Source organism: Rossellomorea sp. RS05 (assembly GCF_039822645.1).
In the GTDB taxonomy this organism is placed as follows: domain Bacteria; phylum Bacillota; class Bacilli; order Bacillales; family Bacillaceae_B; genus Rossellomorea; species Rossellomorea marisflavi_B.
In genome coordinates this window covers 84972-102283 of sequence record NZ_JBDKWY010000008.1, presented here as the reverse complement: position 1 = coordinate 102283, position 17312 = coordinate 84972, and the positions used below count along the sequence as shown (strand labels likewise).

14 protein-coding genes are annotated in these 17312 nt (G+C 49.1%); 3 read left to right on the top strand and 11 right to left on the bottom strand.

Translation table 11 applies throughout. The features are described 5' to 3' along the window. Positions 1-16: 16 nt before the first annotated feature. The 8 genes from ABJ225_RS18080 to ABJ225_RS18045 form a co-directional block, all read right to left on the bottom strand. Complete coding sequence (locus ABJ225_RS18080) at positions 17-646, bottom strand: DUF4129 domain-containing protein (RefSeq protein ID WP_056534644.1); 630 nt, start codon at positions 644-646, stop codon at positions 17-19. A gap of 37 nt (positions 647-683) precedes the next feature. Then, entirely contained in the window at positions 684-1616 is a 933-nt protein-coding gene (locus ABJ225_RS18075) for a DUF7847 domain-containing protein (protein ID WP_347321268.1), read from the bottom strand. A gap of 229 nt (positions 1617-1845) precedes the next feature. Continuing rightward, complete coding sequence (locus ABJ225_RS18070) at positions 1846-2478, bottom strand: response regulator (RefSeq protein ID WP_142126398.1); 633 nt, start codon at positions 2476-2478, stop codon at positions 1846-1848. After that, the gene (locus tag ABJ225_RS18065; RefSeq protein WP_056532867.1) at positions 2471-3517 is read right to left on the bottom strand and encodes a sensor histidine kinase; all 1047 of its coding nucleotides are present in this window, start codon (positions 3515-3517) and stop codon (positions 2471-2473) included. The genes ABJ225_RS18070 and ABJ225_RS18065 overlap by 8 nt, the downstream gene beginning before the upstream one ends. Further along, positions 3514-4245: a cell wall-active antibiotics response protein LiaF gene (gene liaF / locus ABJ225_RS18060; RefSeq protein WP_079514732.1), complete on the bottom strand. Its 732-nt coding sequence runs from the start codon at positions 4243-4245 to the stop codon at positions 3514-3516. Before liaF ends, ABJ225_RS18065 begins: the two co-directional genes overlap by 4 nt. An 89-nt stretch (positions 4246-4334) precedes the next feature. Next, positions 4335-4979: a PspA/IM30 family protein gene (locus tag ABJ225_RS18055; RefSeq protein WP_290031575.1), complete on the bottom strand. Its 645-nt coding sequence runs from the start codon at positions 4977-4979 to the stop codon at positions 4335-4337. Positions 4980-4999: 20 nt separating this feature from the next. After that, positions 5000-5344 carry a lmo0954 family membrane protein gene (locus ABJ225_RS18050; RefSeq protein ID WP_056532857.1) on the bottom strand — a complete coding sequence of 115 codons (345 nt, stop codon included), beginning with the start codon at positions 5342-5344 and terminating at the stop codon, positions 5000-5002. Between the two features lie 1479 nt (positions 5345-6823). Next, a complete protein-coding gene (locus ABJ225_RS18045; RefSeq protein ID WP_238283557.1) occupies positions 6824-8611 on the bottom strand; it encodes a M3 family oligoendopeptidase in 1788 nt (595 codons plus the stop codon). Between the two features lie 199 nt (positions 8612-8810). Between ABJ225_RS18045 and ABJ225_RS18040 the strand changes: the two genes are divergently transcribed. Beyond that, positions 8811-9536 carry a TspO/MBR family protein gene (locus ABJ225_RS18040; protein ID WP_309300023.1) on the top strand — a complete coding sequence of 242 codons (726 nt, stop codon included), beginning with the start codon at positions 8811-8813 and terminating at the stop codon, positions 9534-9536. Between the two features lie 44 nt (positions 9537-9580). After that, on the top strand, positions 9581-9718 hold the full coding sequence (locus ABJ225_RS18035; RefSeq protein ID WP_162244076.1) for a hypothetical protein: 138 nt from the start codon (positions 9581-9583) through the stop codon (positions 9716-9718). 28 nt (positions 9719-9746) lie between these two features. On the opposite strand, the gene ABJ225_RS18030 is transcribed toward ABJ225_RS18035, so the two are convergent. From ABJ225_RS18030 to ABJ225_RS18020, 3 genes are all read right to left on the bottom strand, one after another. Then, a complete protein-coding gene (locus ABJ225_RS18030; protein ID WP_179125698.1) occupies positions 9747-11627 on the bottom strand; it encodes a cation:proton antiporter in 1881 nt (626 codons plus the stop codon). Positions 11628-11693: 66 nt separating this feature from the next. Beyond that, positions 11694-13010: an oligosaccharide flippase family protein gene (locus tag ABJ225_RS18025; RefSeq protein ID WP_347321267.1), complete on the bottom strand. Its 1317-nt coding sequence runs from the start codon at positions 13008-13010 to the stop codon at positions 11694-11696. Positions 13011-13125: 115 nt separating this feature from the next. Beyond that, entirely contained in the window at positions 13126-16290 is a 3165-nt protein-coding gene (locus ABJ225_RS18020; RefSeq protein WP_347321266.1) for an efflux RND transporter permease subunit, read from the bottom strand. A 163-nt stretch (positions 16291-16453) separates the two neighbouring features. Here ABJ225_RS18020 and ABJ225_RS18015 point away from each other — a divergent pair, with 163 nt between their 5' ends. Next, positions 16454-17284, top strand: a complete 831-nt coding sequence (locus ABJ225_RS18015) for a TetR/AcrR family transcriptional regulator (protein WP_056532842.1) — start codon at positions 16454-16456, stop codon at positions 17282-17284. Positions 17285-17312 lie beyond the last annotated feature (28 nt).

Below are 17312 nucleotides of genomic sequence, written 5' to 3'. Positions count from 1 at the left end.
CTTTCCTCCCTCCCTTTTAGCCCTCATGTGCCTTGTCTTTCATAAGCTCGATCGCCTCATCTCGGAATGAGGCGTATTCCTCGGCATCTACTTCACGTTCCCCGTATGCCACTTGATCAAAGACGATCGCCAGCCTGTAAAAGCGATCAGCCCATTCCTTATTGACCTTTCTCAGCTCATCATAGTAGTCCCAGTTCGTCTTCCATACCATCGCCTTCAGCCATTCCCTTTCATGGAAATAGAGCAGGAGGGCGAGGAACATATGACGCGTTGCCTGAGAATGATTGCCTGAGGCGGCAAGTGACTCGGATTCTTTCATATGCCTCTCGTATGACCATTCCAGTTCGTTCATGGACTGGAGCGGCTTGCGCTCGTTCAGCTTCCTTCTTTTCACCTTCCTGCTTATCAGCACTATGGTGATGACCACCAGCGCAATGATGAGACAGGCGATGATACCGATCAAAATGATGGAGGATGCCCTTGCTGTCGGCTCTACAGCTGGAAATATGGCCTCGATTGCCTTGGCAATCGCCTCAAGTGCTTTATCCCAAAGTTCGCTGAAGAAACCCGGATCCTTATGATAGGCCTGATATTCCGGATCATTCAGGATATCTTCCAACTGATCACGTGCTTTCCCTTCATTCAACAATCCGTTCCTCACCTACTTCCTATCATACTTCCAATCAGACCGTCTCATATTCATCGATTAATTGATCAAGGTCGTCCCCATCATTACGTATTTTCAAGTCGAAATAGATAATGGCATACCCGACTGAAATAATCATCGTTGTGAATAGGGTGACAAGGTTGACGACAAGTTGATATACTACGCTATTCCCAAGGAAGAGCCCGAGCGTCAGTGGCAACACCCCAGTGATGACACCCACAATCAATGCATAGATCACGAACAACCCTACAATGGTCCAAGTACGTCTTTTGGTCAGGTGCCAGCTTCGTCCAAGCCCCGGCGCACTGCCCTTTTCCATGGCGGAGATAGCGACACCGAAGCCCCAACGCACCATAAAATACAAAACCCCGACGAAGAGGGCGGTGAATAATACGATGCTCATCATGATTCCTATAAAAGGATGGACGAGCGTGCCAAACGCAATTAGGAAAGCGATAATGATCATAGGAATAATCATCATCCCACCCCCGATGAGAGAAATGAGAAGGGTGCTGCCGAGAAGGGGGCCGTAACGTGAAAAACCTTCCTTAAGAATCTGCTTATAGGTGAAGCTCTCCCCCTTCCGGATATGATCAACGGCAAAGATGATCGCACCCTGGGCAGCCGGATAGATCAAAAACGAGACAAGGGTAACCAAACCGAGAAGTAGCGACCCGATTAGACCGCCAGGAGTTATAGCTTCCTCTTCCGCCGCGATATCATTAGCCCAGCTTTCAAATCCAGCACCGCTGAAGATTTCGGGTCCTACTGATACTTCTTTCAGGAAGCTCGTTCCCATCATCAGGCTGATGAGTGCCTCCAATAGGAAAAACGGACCGACCAGCGTCAGGAATACGAGGAAAAACGTTTTAAAATGCTGTTTACTCAGGCGGAACGTTTGATCCAGGATTTGTCCGAACCCCTTTGGTTTATTTAAAGAACCATTCATTTCTTTCACTCCTAATCTTTCTTTTTTTTACAATATACCGCCTATTTTATCATTTCCTGCCTGTCTTTTGACGAAATATGGCTAATTTCCTCCGTTTATACTAATATTACCATCTACCCTTCTCAGATATATAGTTTCAACCCGGCGGAAATGCAAAAAAATGTGAAACAACTAAAAAAAGACCCTTCCGGCAGGATCTTCTCCCTGGCGGAAACGTCTTTTCCCATGGCTATCTGGCCAAATCGTGTTTGAATGCATAGATGACTGCCTGTGTCCGGTCCTGTACATCAAGCTTCGATAGGATATTGCTGACATGGGTCTTGACCGTCTTCAATGCGATGAAGAGCTCATCGGCAATCTCTTGATTCGTCTTGCCCTGAGTCATCAACAGAAGGATTTCAAGCTCCCTGTTCGTCAGCTCCTCATGGGGATGGCTGACGGTCTTCTGCCTCATCCGGGTCATCATCTTCCCCGTCACTTCAGGCTCAAGGATTGATTGACCGGCATAGGTCTTCCTGACGGCTTCCGCAATGTCGCTCGCCTTGGACGTTTTCAGCATGTAGCTGACCGCACCCGCTTCAAGGGCAGGATACACTTTATCATCATCCAGGAAGCTTGTGACGATGATGATCTTTGCTTCCGGCCACTGGGAGACGATATTTTTCGTGGCTTCGATGCCATCCATCCCTTTCATGACGAGATCCATCAAGATGATGTCCGGTCGCAGCTCCAATGCCATTCGGACCCCTTCACTGCCGTCGGATGCTTCTCCGACGACTTCGATATCCGGCTGCGCTGACAGATAGGCGGATACACCAATCCTCACCATTTCATGGTCATCAACAAATACTACCTTAATCATGACTATCCCCTTCCTTCTCCACAACAGGCACCTTGACTTCCAGACTTGTGCCTTTACCCGGTACACTGATGATTTTGACCGTGCCCCCGATTTCCAGGGCTCGTTCTTTCATATTCTGAAGTCCATAGGAGCTTGTCACCTTGGACTCGTTCACATCGAATCCCTGACCATCATCTACAACCCTCAAGATGATCATGGATTCACGGATGATCAACCGGACATCAAGGCTCGCCGCCTTTGCATGGCGCAGGGTGTTGGATACGGATTCCTGCAAGATCCGGAATAGATGGTCCTCCACTCCTTTATCAAGATCCATCTCCTCCACCTTCCACTGGATATCAAGAGGCATCTTCTGGGCCAGCTCCACAAGGAGTTCTTCCATTCCCTGCTGAAGGGTCTTCCCTCTCAGGGCTACAGGACGAAGATGGAGAAGAAGCGCCCGCATCTCAAGCTGGGATTGTTGGATCGTCCTTTCCACCATATCAAGCTGCTTCTGTTCCCCCGGAGAGCGGGATTCAGAAGGGGTCTCCGCTATGGCAGACATAAGCATGGAGGCTGCGAACAATTGCTGGCTGACAGAGTCATGAAGTTCCCTCGCCAGCCGATTCCTCTCCTCCGATACGATTTCCTGGACACGTTTTTCCGACTCTTCCGCTTTTTGCGTGGCAAGCTTCTGTGAGGTCCTTGCCTGCTCTGAAAGCTGCGTCCTTAAATCATCGGCTTTTCTCAGCACATGGTAGAGCTCTCCTCCATCATCCTTAATTTGCACAGGCTTCCCTTGCTTGGCCAGAAGGAGCGCCTCTTCAATTTCCCTGAACTGCTGCTTCTGTCCCAAGCCCGTTTTCACACCGAATGCCCCCCCGATGATCAAACAAACGAACAAGATGAACCCCACCCCGGGAATATCCATGATTTCCACTTCAAGGAGCAGAGCCCAATCAGATAGGGGGAAAAGATAAAAATAGCCTGCCGTGACAAGGATGAAGAGTCCCAGTGATAACAGAATACTGCGTATGACCTGCTTTCCTACGCTGCTCATGTCCGTTTCACCTCGAGATCCCCCACCCACATAGATATGACTACCTTCACTTTTTGCGGGGCTTCCTCGTAGCCTGGTGTTTGATAATAGAGGGACTCATTGAAAACCCGGGGTTCCTGATGCTCGAATACTTCAATCGCTCCCGCCAGTACGGAGTGATGGATGCTCACTTCCACATCATAAGGAACCAGGATTTCAACGCTCCCCAGGATGTTCCTTACCGTCACAACTGACGTTCCTTTCGGCAGGTACGTATTCCCGAGATCGATGACCGTATCACCGATGATTCCCTGAACATTGATATCTTCCCACTCGTAGACCCCCTCAGGCGTCTTCTTGCGACCGAACCATTCGTTTTGGATGGCTGCCCGTTTTAGCACGACGGGAGCCTTCAAGGGTGGAGCTCCTTCCTTAAATGATGGTTGCACCCTCTTAGGCGATTTTTTCGAGTCGGCATAGCGGAAAATCACATAGAGCAATAGGGCAAATAGCGAGAACTTGAAGGCCACGGTGTTGAAAATATTGACCACGAGGACGATGATCCCGAACCACATGAGAAGCCTCCCCGATTTGCTCGGCAGCTTCTTCCTTCCAAGATAGATGCAGAAGGCTGCGATGCAAAGGAAGATGAGAACACCTCCATCAAAAAAAGACACCTCAAGGAACAGTAATAATATCCCGATCAAGATGATCCAGCTGATGCCGTCGGTTCTAAGTCGATTGATCAAAGCATTCCCTCCTTCCCTTGTCTATCAATCGGAAAGGGGGTGACCCGATTCGGGCAACCCCTTTTTCACTATGATTAGAATACCATGTTTTATGAAGCTGTTTCTTCTTTTTTCGTTTCTTTTTCCAATTGTGCGATCTTGGCATCGATGGTCGAGCGGTAGTACGAGTTTTGGACTCCATGCTCCAACCGATCAAGATACTGTTCGATCTCATCAAACTTGGAGAAACGACCATCCGTGTATCCCGCAGACGGATCCAGTACGGTATTGACCTTGCTCTGGGCACGGGCGATATTCTCCCTTCCCATGAGTTCCATGCGTTTGATGTACATATCCTTCAGCTTGTGCTTCATCTCTTCATATTTTCGCTCCAGATCCTGAAGATCCTTTTCAGACTGAGCTGCAGATTCAGCAATTCTCATTGCCCTTTTTTCATAGAAAGCCTGCTCCTGAACGGCAAACTGTTGAAGCTCGGTTTCTCCTGCGTTCCCTGCCACCTCTGCCTGATGCTTACGCTTTTCTGCAAGGGATAGAGCATGATGATGCTCTTTCTTGAACTCTTCCTTCAGCGTGTACTGGCGCTCCATCAGCTTCTGGACTTTTTCTACCTCTTGCTCACACTGTCTCAAGTACTGGTTGAGCACAGCGATAGGATTCTTCTGTTCCTTTTTATCGATGACTTCGTGGATATCGGACATGACGGTATGTTTGATTCGTTGAAATAGGTTTCCCATTGTTTTTCTCTCCTTTAAGATCAGTTTTTATTCAATTTGGACCATTCACGTTCAAAGTTCGTGAACGGATCGGCGGATTCTTCTTTCACCACTTCTTCTTTGTTCCAGTTCTTATAGATCACATAGAGCACGTACAGGGCAACCAAGCCGATGATGGCCGGGAAGTTCGAGACGGTCGAGCTGAAAGCTGCGAGACCGATCAACGCCCAGACGATTTTGGCGAATGTCGAGTCTGTTTTCAGGAATTGCTTGATACTCACGTACATGAGGGCACCCGATATAAGAAGGACCGCGATCGGACCCAGATTCACAAGAAGCACGATGGCCGAGATCCCCCCTGCCACAATCAAACCGAATTTCTTCATCATTGTTTCCTCCTTTCTTCTTCATGTCTTTATCCTACCTGCTACGCTCGTTTTCCATAACGAGCTACAGCCAGATTTCACACTAGGACCTGAGACGTAGCGCTACTCGGACCAGAAGGGTTTTGATCACCTTGGTTATAAGAATATTGATGGCTAAATAACTCTATATGAAGTCCACGGTGGCAGACTAGCCCGTTCCTTTGCGCTGCAGGGAGTTGCTTTCCTGTGCTGTGGGGTCTGGATCCCCCTGAAATATGATGAGAAGTGAAGACAAAATCGTCCTAAATGAAGTGTGAAATGGAAGACTAGTCCGTTCCTTTGCGCTGCAGGGATTTGCTTTCCGCGGGGGGCATGTCGAGCCTCCTCGTGCCTGCGGGGTCTCGATCATCCCCCTTTTCCGCAGGAGTCAAATCCCTTCCGCTCCAATCCACTCAGTGGTGTTGGACTAGGAGAGGTAATCGTTTGTTAATAAGGATAGAAAGTCATACTAATAAAGAAACTAGGATGGGGATGTCCTGCTTCTCCTGCGCACAAAGTATAGCGAACATAAAAAGCTCGCATTCAGCACGCATTCATTGCAAAAAACTGGATGCGATACCTTGCATCAAATCAGCACATCCCCTTTCCCTCGCACAGAGTGAAGTGCAGCGAAGGCCTCCCGACTCCTATGGGAATAGCGGGCAGGGTGAGACCCTGCAGGCGCAGCCGAAGCGACTCACCGCACGCCCCATGGAAAGCGGGAGGTCGCAGCGGAACGGAACGGGCTCTTCTCCTCTACATATTCACAAAAAATACGATGGTGTTAGCATGTTTCGAATCAGCACTCTCCTACTACTAAGCACAGAGTGCAGTGCAGCGAAGGCCTCCCGACTCCTATGGGAGAAGCGGGCAGGGTGAGACCCTGCAGGCAACGCCGAAGCGGCTCACCGCACGCCCCATGGAAAGCGGGTGGCCGCAGCGGAACGGAACGGTCTCTTTCCACCACAACCTTATGTTAAGAACAGAATGACGATACTTGGTTAGCGCATCCCCTCTCCCTCGCACAGAGTGAAGTGTAGCGGAGGCCTCCCGACTCCTATGGGAATAGCGGGCAGGGTGAGACCCTGCAGGCGCAGCCGAAGCGGCTCACCGCCCGCCCCATGGAAAGCGGGTGGCCGTAGCGAAACGGAACGATCTCGTCTCCACCACAACCTTATGTTAAGAACAGGATGACGATACTTGGTTCCAATCAGCGTACCCCCTCTCCCTCGCACAGAGTGCAGTGCAGCAGAAGCCTCCCGACTCCTATGGGAATAGCGGGCAGGATGAGACCCTGCAGGCGCGCCGAAGCGGCTCACCGCACGCCCCATGGAAAGCGGAAGGCCGCAGCGGAATGAAACGGTCTCGTCTCCACCACATCCTCATTCCAAAAACAGGATCGCAATCCCACAAAAAAACAGCGCCTGCCAGAAACCTGACAAACACTGTTGCTGCTCATACTTATTTCGTCAACTCAAGAAACTCTTCCGCATCCTGAATGCACAAACGGATTCCCTTTTCCCAGAACGCCTCTTTCGTGATATCCTCGCCGAGATGCTTCATCGCAAGCTCCTCCACATTCATCACCGCCGTATCACGAAGCAACGCCATATACTTCTCCTCATAATCCCCGCCAGCCTCAAGCGCCTTCGCATAAATGCTCAACGAGAACAAGTAGCCGAACGTATACGGGAAGTTATAGAACGGCACACCCGTGATGTAGAAATGAAGCTTCGATGCCCAGAAGTGTGGATGGACTTCATCCACTGCTCCGGCATACGCTTCCTTCTGCGCTTCCGCCATCAGCTCATTCAGTTTATCTGACGATACGATCCCTTTCGCACGTTCCTCATAAAAGCGCGTCTCGAACAAGAACCGCGCATGGATGTTCATGAAGAACGCCACACTGCGCTGAAGCTTGTCTTCAATGAGGGCGACCTTCTCTTCCTTCGACTCCGCTTCCTGTACCGCTGCATCCGCCACGATCATTTCTGCAAATGTGGAGGCTGTTTCCGCCACGTTCATGGCATAATTGCGATTCAGCGTATGCATGTCCTTGAGTGCATGTGAATGGAACGCATGACCGAGCTCATGGGCAAGGGTCGATACATTGGACATCGTCCCGGAATAGGTCATGAAGATCCGTGACTGCTGACTGAGTGGGAAGGAGGTACAGAAGCCTCCAGGGCGTTTACCGGGGCGATCCTCCGCTTCAATCCAAGAATCCTCAAACGCTTTTTCTGTGAACTGGGCCATTTCGGATCCGAAACGCGCAAACTGTTTCTGGATGAATGCCGCTCCTTCATCGTAGGACATAGTGGACGTCGTTTCTGCCACAGGGGCGTCAAGGTCCGACCATGTCAGTTTTTCCTTGCCGAGGATCTTCGCTTTTCGGTTAAGGTATTCAACGAATGGAGCCTTATGTTTGGAGATCGCTCCCCACATGGCATCGAGGGTTTCCTGCTTCATTCTGTTGTATTCAAGAGGCTCTTTTAAGATCTCTTCCCAGCCTCGCTTTTTATAGACATTGAGCCTGAATCCGGATAGGTGATTCAGTGTTTTGGCAAACAGCTCTTCTTTTTCTCCCCAGGCTTTTTCAAGCTTCTCGAACACCGCTTTACGCGTGTTGTCGTCAGGGTGGGAAAGGAGATTATTCGCCTGTCCTACGGAATAGCTCTTCCCGTCATGTTCGATGGTCATGGTGCCTACGATTGTGTCATACATCTGGCCCCATCCATGATAGCCGTCCACTGCAAGTGCCCCGATCAAAGACTCTTCCTCACTTGATAGTTTATCTTTTGCTTTTTGACGCCATTCTTCAAGGACAAAGGCGATTTCCTTCAGTCCTTCATGCTTGAGAAGCTCAACCCATACCTGTTCGCTGCATTCAGACAGCTGCTGTTGGAACTTCGTGAATACACTTGAAAAGTCCGCGCTGATGGTTGTCACTTCTCCCCGAAGGGCGTTTGCCTTCCTGTCGTGCATATCCTGTGCCTCGAGACAGCTGACGAATGCGCCTGCCTGTCTGAGGTTCATCATGACGTCTTTTGCTTCATCGATCAGGTTCCACACTAAAGCTGCGTCTTCGCCTGTTTGAGGCGGATAGAATGCCACCGCGTTTTCCTCGAACCGCCGCTTCATTTCTTTCAGTTCATCCAGATGTGCCCGGAACTCGGCTGATTCGCTTCCCCCTTTGAAAAATACGTCCAGATCCCAAACTTCCGAATATGTATGTGTTGAATGGCTCATTATGTCCTCCTAAAAGTGTTCGTTTTTATCCTTCTCTCTGCCTTTATTCGTGATGACAGGGCAAAATTCCTGCTTTACACGTCCTTAATCCTTTCTTCCCAAACTGTCGTCCGGAGGTTTTTAATATGGCAAAAGTGGAATAGTATAGCATGGAAAACGATTTTCCGGATACACTACGAAAAAATTGGAGGTCATCATTATGAGAGTCATTCTTAACATCCTTGCGTTTGCATTGGTCATCGTGATGAATACGCTCGCGGTCACACTGCCCCTGAACAATCAATCCACAGGCGAAATTAGTGACCGCCTGGATATCATGCTCACACCTGCTGGATATGTCTTCTCCATCTGGAGCCTGATCTACTTACTATTGGGTATCTGGGTCCTGCGACAGATTCCGAAGGCACGGAGAGATCTACCCCTCTATACGCGCACAAGCGGATGGTTCATCCTCAACTGTCTCTTCAACTCACTATGGATCGTGATGTGGCACTATAACTATTTCGGCATCTCTGTCCTGGTCATGGCAGGAATCCTCCTTACACTGATTGCCCTGTATAAGCGGGTGAAATCGACAGATCCTTCCCTTTTGGACCAGGCACCCTTCTCCATCTATCTCGGCTGGATTTCGGTAGCAGCGATCGTGAACGTCACGTACTATCTGACTGAAATCGGGTTCGACGGCTTCGGCATACCGGATATCGTCTGGGCTTCCCTTGGATTGGCGGCAGCGACCATCCTCGCGTTCTGGTTCAGGACAAAGGAAAACGACTTCCTATATCCCCTTGTTATTGTCTGGGCATTCATTGGGATCGGAGTGAAGAATATGGATGAGCATTCCGGGTTTGCTTATGCAGCCTATGCACTCGCCGCTATCATCTTCCTCTTCGATGTCTTTTACAGAAGGAAAAAGGTAACAGCATAGGTCCTGCACCCCCTGCTCATAGTATGAACAGGGGGTGTGTGGAATTGAGCCAAAACCAATCACGCAAAACGTCTGCCGGAACGGACATTGACGAAGTGAAACGCCTTAATGCACAATCTGGCAAGACCTATAATGAAGTGAAGAAGCTTCTCAGTAATATGCTTCACAGCGAGCGCCGTTAAACGCCCTCCACATGAAAAGCCATCCCGTTCAGCGGGATGGCTTTTCGCTTTCTTTTTCTTTATTTCGTTCCGCTTCTTTATTCTCTGCGATCCGTTCGTTGATTTTGTTCATTTCCTTCTTCCGCGTGGTCAAGCTGACGACGATGTCCCCTTCTTCCACCCTTGGAGAGGCTTCATTGCGGAAGAATTCAACCTTGCCTGTCGGCTTTTGGATGAGGAGCAGGATCGTTCCTTCCTCAATATCCTCCATATAGCTTTTGAATGGATATTTCTCGGTGACGGTTGTCTTCCGGAACACATCCCCACACTCTACCCGTTTATTGAGTTCTTCCCACGTCGGTCCATCCTGGAAGACGATATTCCCGCCGATGGTATGAACCATCTCTTCAAGGTCTTCACCCGATTGGTTCCTTAAATTCAACTGATACAGGTTGTTCCGTCCAAACTCAGAAATGAACGACGTACAGACAAGGGCATTATAGGAATCAAGTTCCGTGGCTGCGATCATGTAATCATATGGAGTCATATCCAGACGGTATTCCGTCTTCTCTGAGAGGATCTCGCCCGAATAGAACGGCAGCCCGGCCTTTCTTGCACTGTAGAGTCTCTGCCAAGATGAATCGGCAATCAATGTGGGGATCTTCAGTTCACGAAGTGCCTTGGCAAATTCAGTACTGAACGCACTCCCCCCGACCAGGATGACACCGGGATGCTCATCGTTGGCAAGCTTCAGTTTACTCGCCAGCCACTTGATGGAGAAACCGTGGGCACATACCGTGGCAAAGACAAGGGCAAATGTCAGGGATGTCAAAATGGAGGCATCCTTGAACCCCTTGTCCAATAAAACCGAAGCGAAGTAGCTTGACACCGTAAGAGCTACAATTCCACGCGGTGCGATCCACCCAACCAGTATTTTTTCCCTTTTCGACAGATCTGTCCCGATGGTTGATAACCATATGGACAACGGTCTGACGATGAAGAGCATGAGAAGTACAAATCCAATGATCTGCCAATCAAAGATTTCAAGAAGGGTATCCACAGTCAGGGAAGCTGTCAGCATGACGAATATGGTCGATGTGAGCAATACCGAGATATTTTCTTTGAAATGCCTCATATCACTGATCGAGGCAATATGCATATTGGCAAGCGTCATCCCCATGGCAGTGACAGCAAGGAGCCCTGTTTCGTGGGTGATCTGATCAGAGACCGAAAAGCCCGCCAGCACTAAGGCAAAGACGACCGGTGATTTCAAGAATTCCGGTACATGTCCCTTTTCAAAAAGGAATCCAGTGAATCGTCCAAGCGCCCACCCAAGCACGATCGCAAAGAGTGATGCAGCAAAGAATGAAACAAGCTTAAGAATAGTAGCGTCCTCGCTGATAAGGAAATTAATGATTTCAAATGCAAAAACAGCAAGAAGCGCACCGAATGGATCGACGATGATCCCTTCCCATTTCAAAATCGCTGCAGGTCGCGGCTTAAGCTTTGACTGTCTGAGGAGGGGCAGGATGACTGTTGGCCCGGTAACGATGAACAACCCTCCGATAACGAAGGCAACCGCCCATGACAGTCCTGCAACATAGTGGGCACCCAGCGAACCCAAGATCCAGGCGAGGAACGCACCGATCGTAACGATCCTGAATACCGGTTTACCAAGGCCCCTCACTTCCCTGAAATCCAGATTCAGGCTTCCTTCGAAAAGGATGATGGCAACAGCCATGGAAATAAGCGGTTCATACAGTTCCCCGAAAACTTCTTCAGGATTGATGAGTCCGAGGATCGGACCAGCAAGTAAGCCGACGATGGACATGACGACGATGGCGGGAAGCTTGAACCTCCATGCCGCCCATTGGGAAGCGATTCCCAGGAAGCCGACTAACATAAGGTTAAATAAAATCGATTCAATCATACAGTTTCTCCTTTAACGTAATGAAGCCAGCGGGGCCCGCTGACTTTCAGGTGAGCTATGTTTAGTTTATATTTTTTCCGCGGGTTTTAACCAAACCGTCGCTTCCAACTCTTTACAGATGGTGAAATAGTGAAGCAGCATGGCGAGGACGGCTCCGCCGTTCATCCCGACAATGACTCCTTCCATCCCGTAGCGTGATCCCATCAAATAAATGCAAGCGAATGAAAAAGCACTTGCCCACATCGTATGTAGCAGGGCATCTTTCACGAGTCCAAGGCCGATCATGAATGCTTGAAGCGGCAGCATCAGGAAGTGGAATAAGAAATACGGCCATAAAAGCTTCAGATAATAGGCCGATGTAACCGAGTGAAAGAATCGCTCTGTAATGGCGTCCCCCCAAGCATAGTACACGAATACGACCGGGATCCCGTATCCGATCGTGAGCCACATCACCTGCTTCAAGTGAGCTAGAATCCCCGGCCAATCGTTCGAAGATGCCTTCTCTGATATGGTCGGGATGAGGACCGTCATCATGGACACGGCGATGAAAGAAGGGAAGAATCCGATGGTCAGGGCAATTCCCGCAAGCATGCCGAAATGTTCATTAGCCTCCCCTGCCTCCATCCCTGACATGACGAGTGCCAGTTTGATGAGAAAAGGCTGGATGGCATGTGTCAGAGCATGGAATATCCGCAAAAAGGTCGTCGGGATCGAAACCGACAACACCGCTTTTCTCATCTCTCCCTTCGGTAGACTGCTATGGCTATCCTTCCTTTTACCCCGTATCTCGACTATGTAAGCATGGATTAAATAGACAAATACAATGCACTCGCTGGCGATCATCGTGCCAAGTGCAATGAAGATGGACGTATTGAGCTCGAACTCCAAGAATTGATAGATGGACACAAGGAACAAAAGCTGGATGCCTTTTCTCAGGAAATTGGCCGCAGCAATCTTCCCCATCTTCTGGATCCCCATAAAGTATCCCCTCGTAATGGAGGTGAAGGCGATGATGGGGATGACGAGGATGATCAGCCATCTGATCCCCTGATGGTAGCCGCTGAATAAGGGCGTCCATGCGTATACCAGGACCATGACGCCGAGTAGGATGATGGTCGTAAGGAGCGCGAATCGGAACGCATAGCCAAGCATCCCCCTATGGAGCCTTTCTTCCCTCTCTGCAAAAAACTTGGAAAGGGAGATGGGAAGCTCCATGCTCGATAAAATCACAATTAAAAAAACGGTGGGCAGGATGGACATATATGTACCAAGTCCCGCTTCACCCAGTTCCTGCGCCAATATCATATTGATGATGAATTCCAGGAGCTCGCCTGCGAATGCCGTCACCATCAAGATCAAGATTCCTTTATAAAACAGATTCATCCACAGTCCCGCCCTTTATCACAAGATGTTCTAGTCTATGACAGGCAATCCTGGAATATGAGGACAGGCAGGATGACAAAAAAGCAGCCCCCGTCAGGAGACTGCTTTCTTATTGTTATTCTGCTTTGGATTTTCTGGTTACCTTGCGTTTGATCTTCATGAGGATCTCATACACGATCGGTACGATCACAAGAGTCAGAAGGGTTGAACTTGTCAATCCACCAATGACCGTTACACCGAGACCTTTGGAGATTAATCCGCTGCCTTCAAGGCCTAGAGCGAGCGGGAAGAGCGCCCCGATTGTCGCGATGGCCGTCATGAGGATCGGACGTAGACGGGTGGCACCTGCTTCGAGCAGGGCATCACGCGTAGACATTCCTTCGTTCTCTTTGTGAATGACGCGGTCCACAAGGACAATGGCATTGGTCACGACGATTCCGATTAGCATCAGTGCTCCGATCAGGGAGGAAATACTGATGGTTTCACCAGCAATCAACAGGCCGACAAGGGCACCGATCACGGTGAACGGCAAGGAGAACAGGATGGCAAATGGCGCAAGCCCTCCACCGAATGTGATGACAAGGATCAGATACACGATGGCAATGGCTGCCAGCATGGCAAGACCGAGCTGTGTAAAGGATTCCTGGATGTCTTGGGTGACTCCGCCCATGTTCACATCGATTCCAGATGGAAGATCCATATCATCAATGTCTTTTTGAAGGTCTTGAGAGGCTTTTGATACATCATCCGACTTCAGCTCACCGCTCACATTGGCGTAGACTTTCCCGTCACGTCTTGAGAGGGTATCGGATGTTTCACCTTCTTCAATCTTCACGACATCGCCGATCTTCACTTCCATACCAAGTGGAGATTGGATCGTTTTATCTTTCAGGTCGTTGATATCTTTATAGCTTTCCTTCGGTGCATCGAGGTAGATATCCACATCTTCCCCGTCTTTCTGGATGGTGGTCAGCACAGGTCGCTGGCGATCCTGACTGAGCTCCATGGCGATTTGGCCCGCTGTGAGTCCAAGCTCGCTCAGTTTCTCCTGATCGGCTATGAAGGAGTACTCTTCGTACGATTCAGCAAGGGAGTTCTTCACTTTTTTATAGTCGCCTTTGTCTTCCATCTTTTTCTGAAGATCTTTGACGACAGGTTCGATGTCCTTCACGGAATCACCGTACACATAAACGGAAATCTCATTGCTTCCGGCACTGGCCGAGAAGTCCTGGGATGCCCACTCCCCTTTGGATGTGGTTTCCTGAAGGTGTTTGATGACCTTTTCTTTCTCATCAGAGAAATTCTTTGTATCTTCGTCATACGATACGAAGAAAATGGCATCGTTCGTGCTTCCTGGACTCATCGGATTCTCGCTTCCGACAGAGTATTGGATGGTGTCTGCGCCTTTTCGGCTTTGAAGATAGCTTTCTGCTTCATCGGCGATTTTCGCCACATCTTCACGGGTCTGACCCGGCTCCGGTTTGAACGTAGCCATGATCATCTTCTCTTCATCACCAGGAAGGAAGCTCACACCGATCTTCGGCACGAGGAAGAGGCTTCCTACGAGCATGGCGATGGCAAGGACCGAGGTAATGATTTTATGATTCAGCGTCCAGTTCAGGATTCGCTTGTATCCATTGGCCATGCGGCTTGGTTTTTCCACATGCTTTTTCTTAGATGAGCCCGGCTTGAACATCGTGTGAGCAAGCATCGGTACGACAGTGACTGCCACAAGGAGTGATGCCAATAGGGCAAATACGATGGTCAAGGCGAACGGAAGGAATAGTTCCCCGATCATTCCTTGGACCAATCCGAGTGGAAGGAACACGGCAATCGTTACGATCGTTGAAGACATGATCGGCACGAACATTTCCTTCGTTGCTTCCCGGATCAGTTCTTTGCCTTTCAGTTTTTCACCCGGAAGGGCCATACGGCGATAAATATTTTCTACAACAACGATGGAGTCATCGATGACACGACCGATTGCGACTGTCATGGCTCCAAGCGTCATGATGTTCAATGTGATATCCATTTCCTTCAGGAGAAGAATCGCAATCAACAAGGAAAGCGGGATGGAAATGACGGAAATGATCGTTGACTTGATATCACGAAGGAACAGCAGGATGATGATGACGGCGAAGATCGCTCCGAACAATGCTTTGTTCAACATCGTGCTGACGGACTCTTCGATTGGTTCACCCTGGTCAAACGTAGACGTCAGTTCAACACCATCGATATCTTTCTCAAACTTCTTCATCTGATCTTTCACGGCATTCACGACATCCACCGTATTGGCATCAGCTGTTTTTACAACCTGAAGCCCGATGGATTCTTTGCCATTGGTTTTCGAGATTGATTCAGCTTCACCTTTCACCTTGATGTCGGCGATTTCAGAAAGCTTCACCGTTGGGATCTTCATCTCTGCTCCCTGCTGAGGAGCTGCAGCCTGTTGCCCTTGCTGTGCTTGTGGCGCTTGAGCTTGAGGAGCCTGCCCTTCTGCTCCGCTCATTCCCTGTTGTGCACTTTCAGCATCGCCAGGGACAAGGGGAATCTTCACGTTTTCAAGATCTTTGACGGTCGTGATGTTCCCGTCGACAAGGACGGACTTTTGGGTATCATCGAACGTGTAAAGCCCAAGAGGCTGGGAAATGTCTGACCCTTGGATGATGTTCTTCACTGTATCTTCAGTCAGTCCGTATTGATCAAGTTTATCCTGATCAAATACGATTTGACCTTCCTGCACTTCCTGACCGGAAGCTTGAACAGAAGCAACCCCATCAAGACCTTCAAACTCAGGGATGATGGTGCCTTCCACAGTCTTCGTCAATTCAGACAGGGATTGATTCTCATCCGATACGCTGAGGGCGATGACCGGGAAGGCATTCAGGCTGAGCCTTGATACTTCAGGGTCGTTGACCTCGTCAGGGAAGGAGATGTCAGAAACGGCATCTTCCACCTCCCTCTTTGCTTCATCCATGTCTTTGGAATACTTATATTCAATCTGAATGGCCGAAGCATTTTGATACGAAGTGGAGCTTACGACGTTTACTCCGTTCAGATTCTGGACGCGCTGCTCGATGGGTTCGGATACTTTATCCGCCACATCTTCCGGTGTCGCGCCTGGATAAACCGTCGTGATGGTGACAACAGGCGTATTGATATTCGGCAATGTTTCAAGCTTCATGTTGAAGCCTGAATACAAGCCCGCCACGATGATGATGATCGTCATCAGCCAAACGGCGAATTTGTTTTTCAGGACAAAATTGATGATACTATTCACTCAAATACCTTCCTTTCCAAAATAAACTGACCGACTAGTCATAACATCACCTAATATAACTGACCGAACAGTCACTCGTCAATAATTTGTGTATTAAAAGGGTTTATTTTTTGTGACCATTCGGTCATAATGTACCTATGAGACCATTGGGGAGAGAACGTGTATGAAAGAAAAAGAAAAATTGATCATCGAAACGTCGATGAAGCTGTTTGCCAACAAAGGATTCAACGCTACCTCTGTTCAAGAGATCGTTGAGGAATGCCATATATCCAAAGGTGCCTTTTACTTATATTTCAAATCGAAGGATGCCCTCCTTTTTGCCATCATGGAGCATTATTTCCAGATGATCTATACAAGCATCAATGAAGTCGAGCACGCTGATCTTCCTCCCTATGAGAAATTCCAGAAGCAGTTGGAACGCCAATTGACGGAGATATCGAGACACAAAGAGTTCATCGTCATGCAGATCAGGGAAAATGCCATCCCCTTCAATGAAAAGATCGAATCTTTGTTGATGGAGATGAAACGGGAGTCCTACCACCTTTATTCACGAAGGCTTTATGAAATCTACGGTCCTCCGATCGAGCCATATATTTGGGATGCCACGATGATGATCCACGGCTTTTTCCATTCTTACCTTGAAACCATCATCCTAGACCAGATCCCTCTTGATTTCGCTTATTTATCCACCTTCGTATTGAGAAGGATGGATGATATGGTGGAGGGGCTGGTCAAGAGCGGAGATGAGCCCGTCATGCGCAAAGAGCGAATGGAGACACTGCTGCACGTGGAGAAAGCCCAACTCTGTTCTTTGATCGGTGAAGCATCAAGCAAGACAGAAGACGAGAACATCCGCGTATCCCTCGATGTCATCAAAGAAGAACTCGAAAAAGAAGAACCGCGGAAGGTTGTCATCAAGGGCATGATGGCGAACCTGGAATCCGATCCTTCCCTGCGCCCCCTTCTGAGTGCATTGAAAGAGTATACGGTTTAGACAACCAAAAGAGCCAGGCCCCCCAATG

Excerpts from the sequence above, each read along its gene's own strand:
- ABJ225_RS18070 (WP_142126398.1), bottom strand. The coding sequence starts at position 2,478 with ATGATTAAGGTAGTATTTGTTGATGACCATGAAATGGTGAGGATTGGT.
- ABJ225_RS18015 (WP_056532842.1), top strand. The coding sequence starts at position 16,454 with ATGAAAGAAAAAGAAAAATTGATCATCGAAACGTCGATGAAGCTGTTT.
- ABJ225_RS18055 (WP_290031575.1), bottom strand. The coding sequence starts at position 4,979 with ATGGGAAACCTATTTCAACGAATCAAACATACCGTCATGTCCGATATC.
- ABJ225_RS18050 (WP_056532857.1), bottom strand. The coding sequence starts at position 5,344 with ATGAAGAAATTCGGTTTGATTGTGGCAGGGGGGATCTCGGCCATCGTG.
- ABJ225_RS18040 (WP_309300023.1), top strand. The coding sequence starts at position 8,811 with ATGAGAGTCATTCTTAACATCCTTGCGTTTGCATTGGTCATCGTGATG.
- ABJ225_RS18075 (WP_347321268.1), bottom strand. The coding sequence starts at position 1,616 with ATGAATGGTTCTTTAAATAAACCAAAGGGGTTCGGACAAATCCTGGAT.
- ABJ225_RS18045 (WP_238283557.1), bottom strand. The coding sequence starts at position 8,611 with ATGAGCCATTCAACACATACATATTCGGAAGTTTGGGATCTGGACGTA.
- ABJ225_RS18030 (WP_179125698.1), bottom strand. The coding sequence starts at position 11,627 with ATGATTGAATCGATTTTATTTAACCTTATGTTAGTCGGCTTCCTGGGA.
- ABJ225_RS18025 (WP_347321267.1), bottom strand. The coding sequence starts at position 13,010 with ATGAATCTGTTTTATAAAGGAATCTTGATCTTGATGGTGACGGCATTC.
- ABJ225_RS18065 (WP_056532867.1), bottom strand. The coding sequence starts at position 3,517 with ATGAGCAGCGTAGGAAAGCAGGTCATACGCAGTATTCTGTTATCACTG.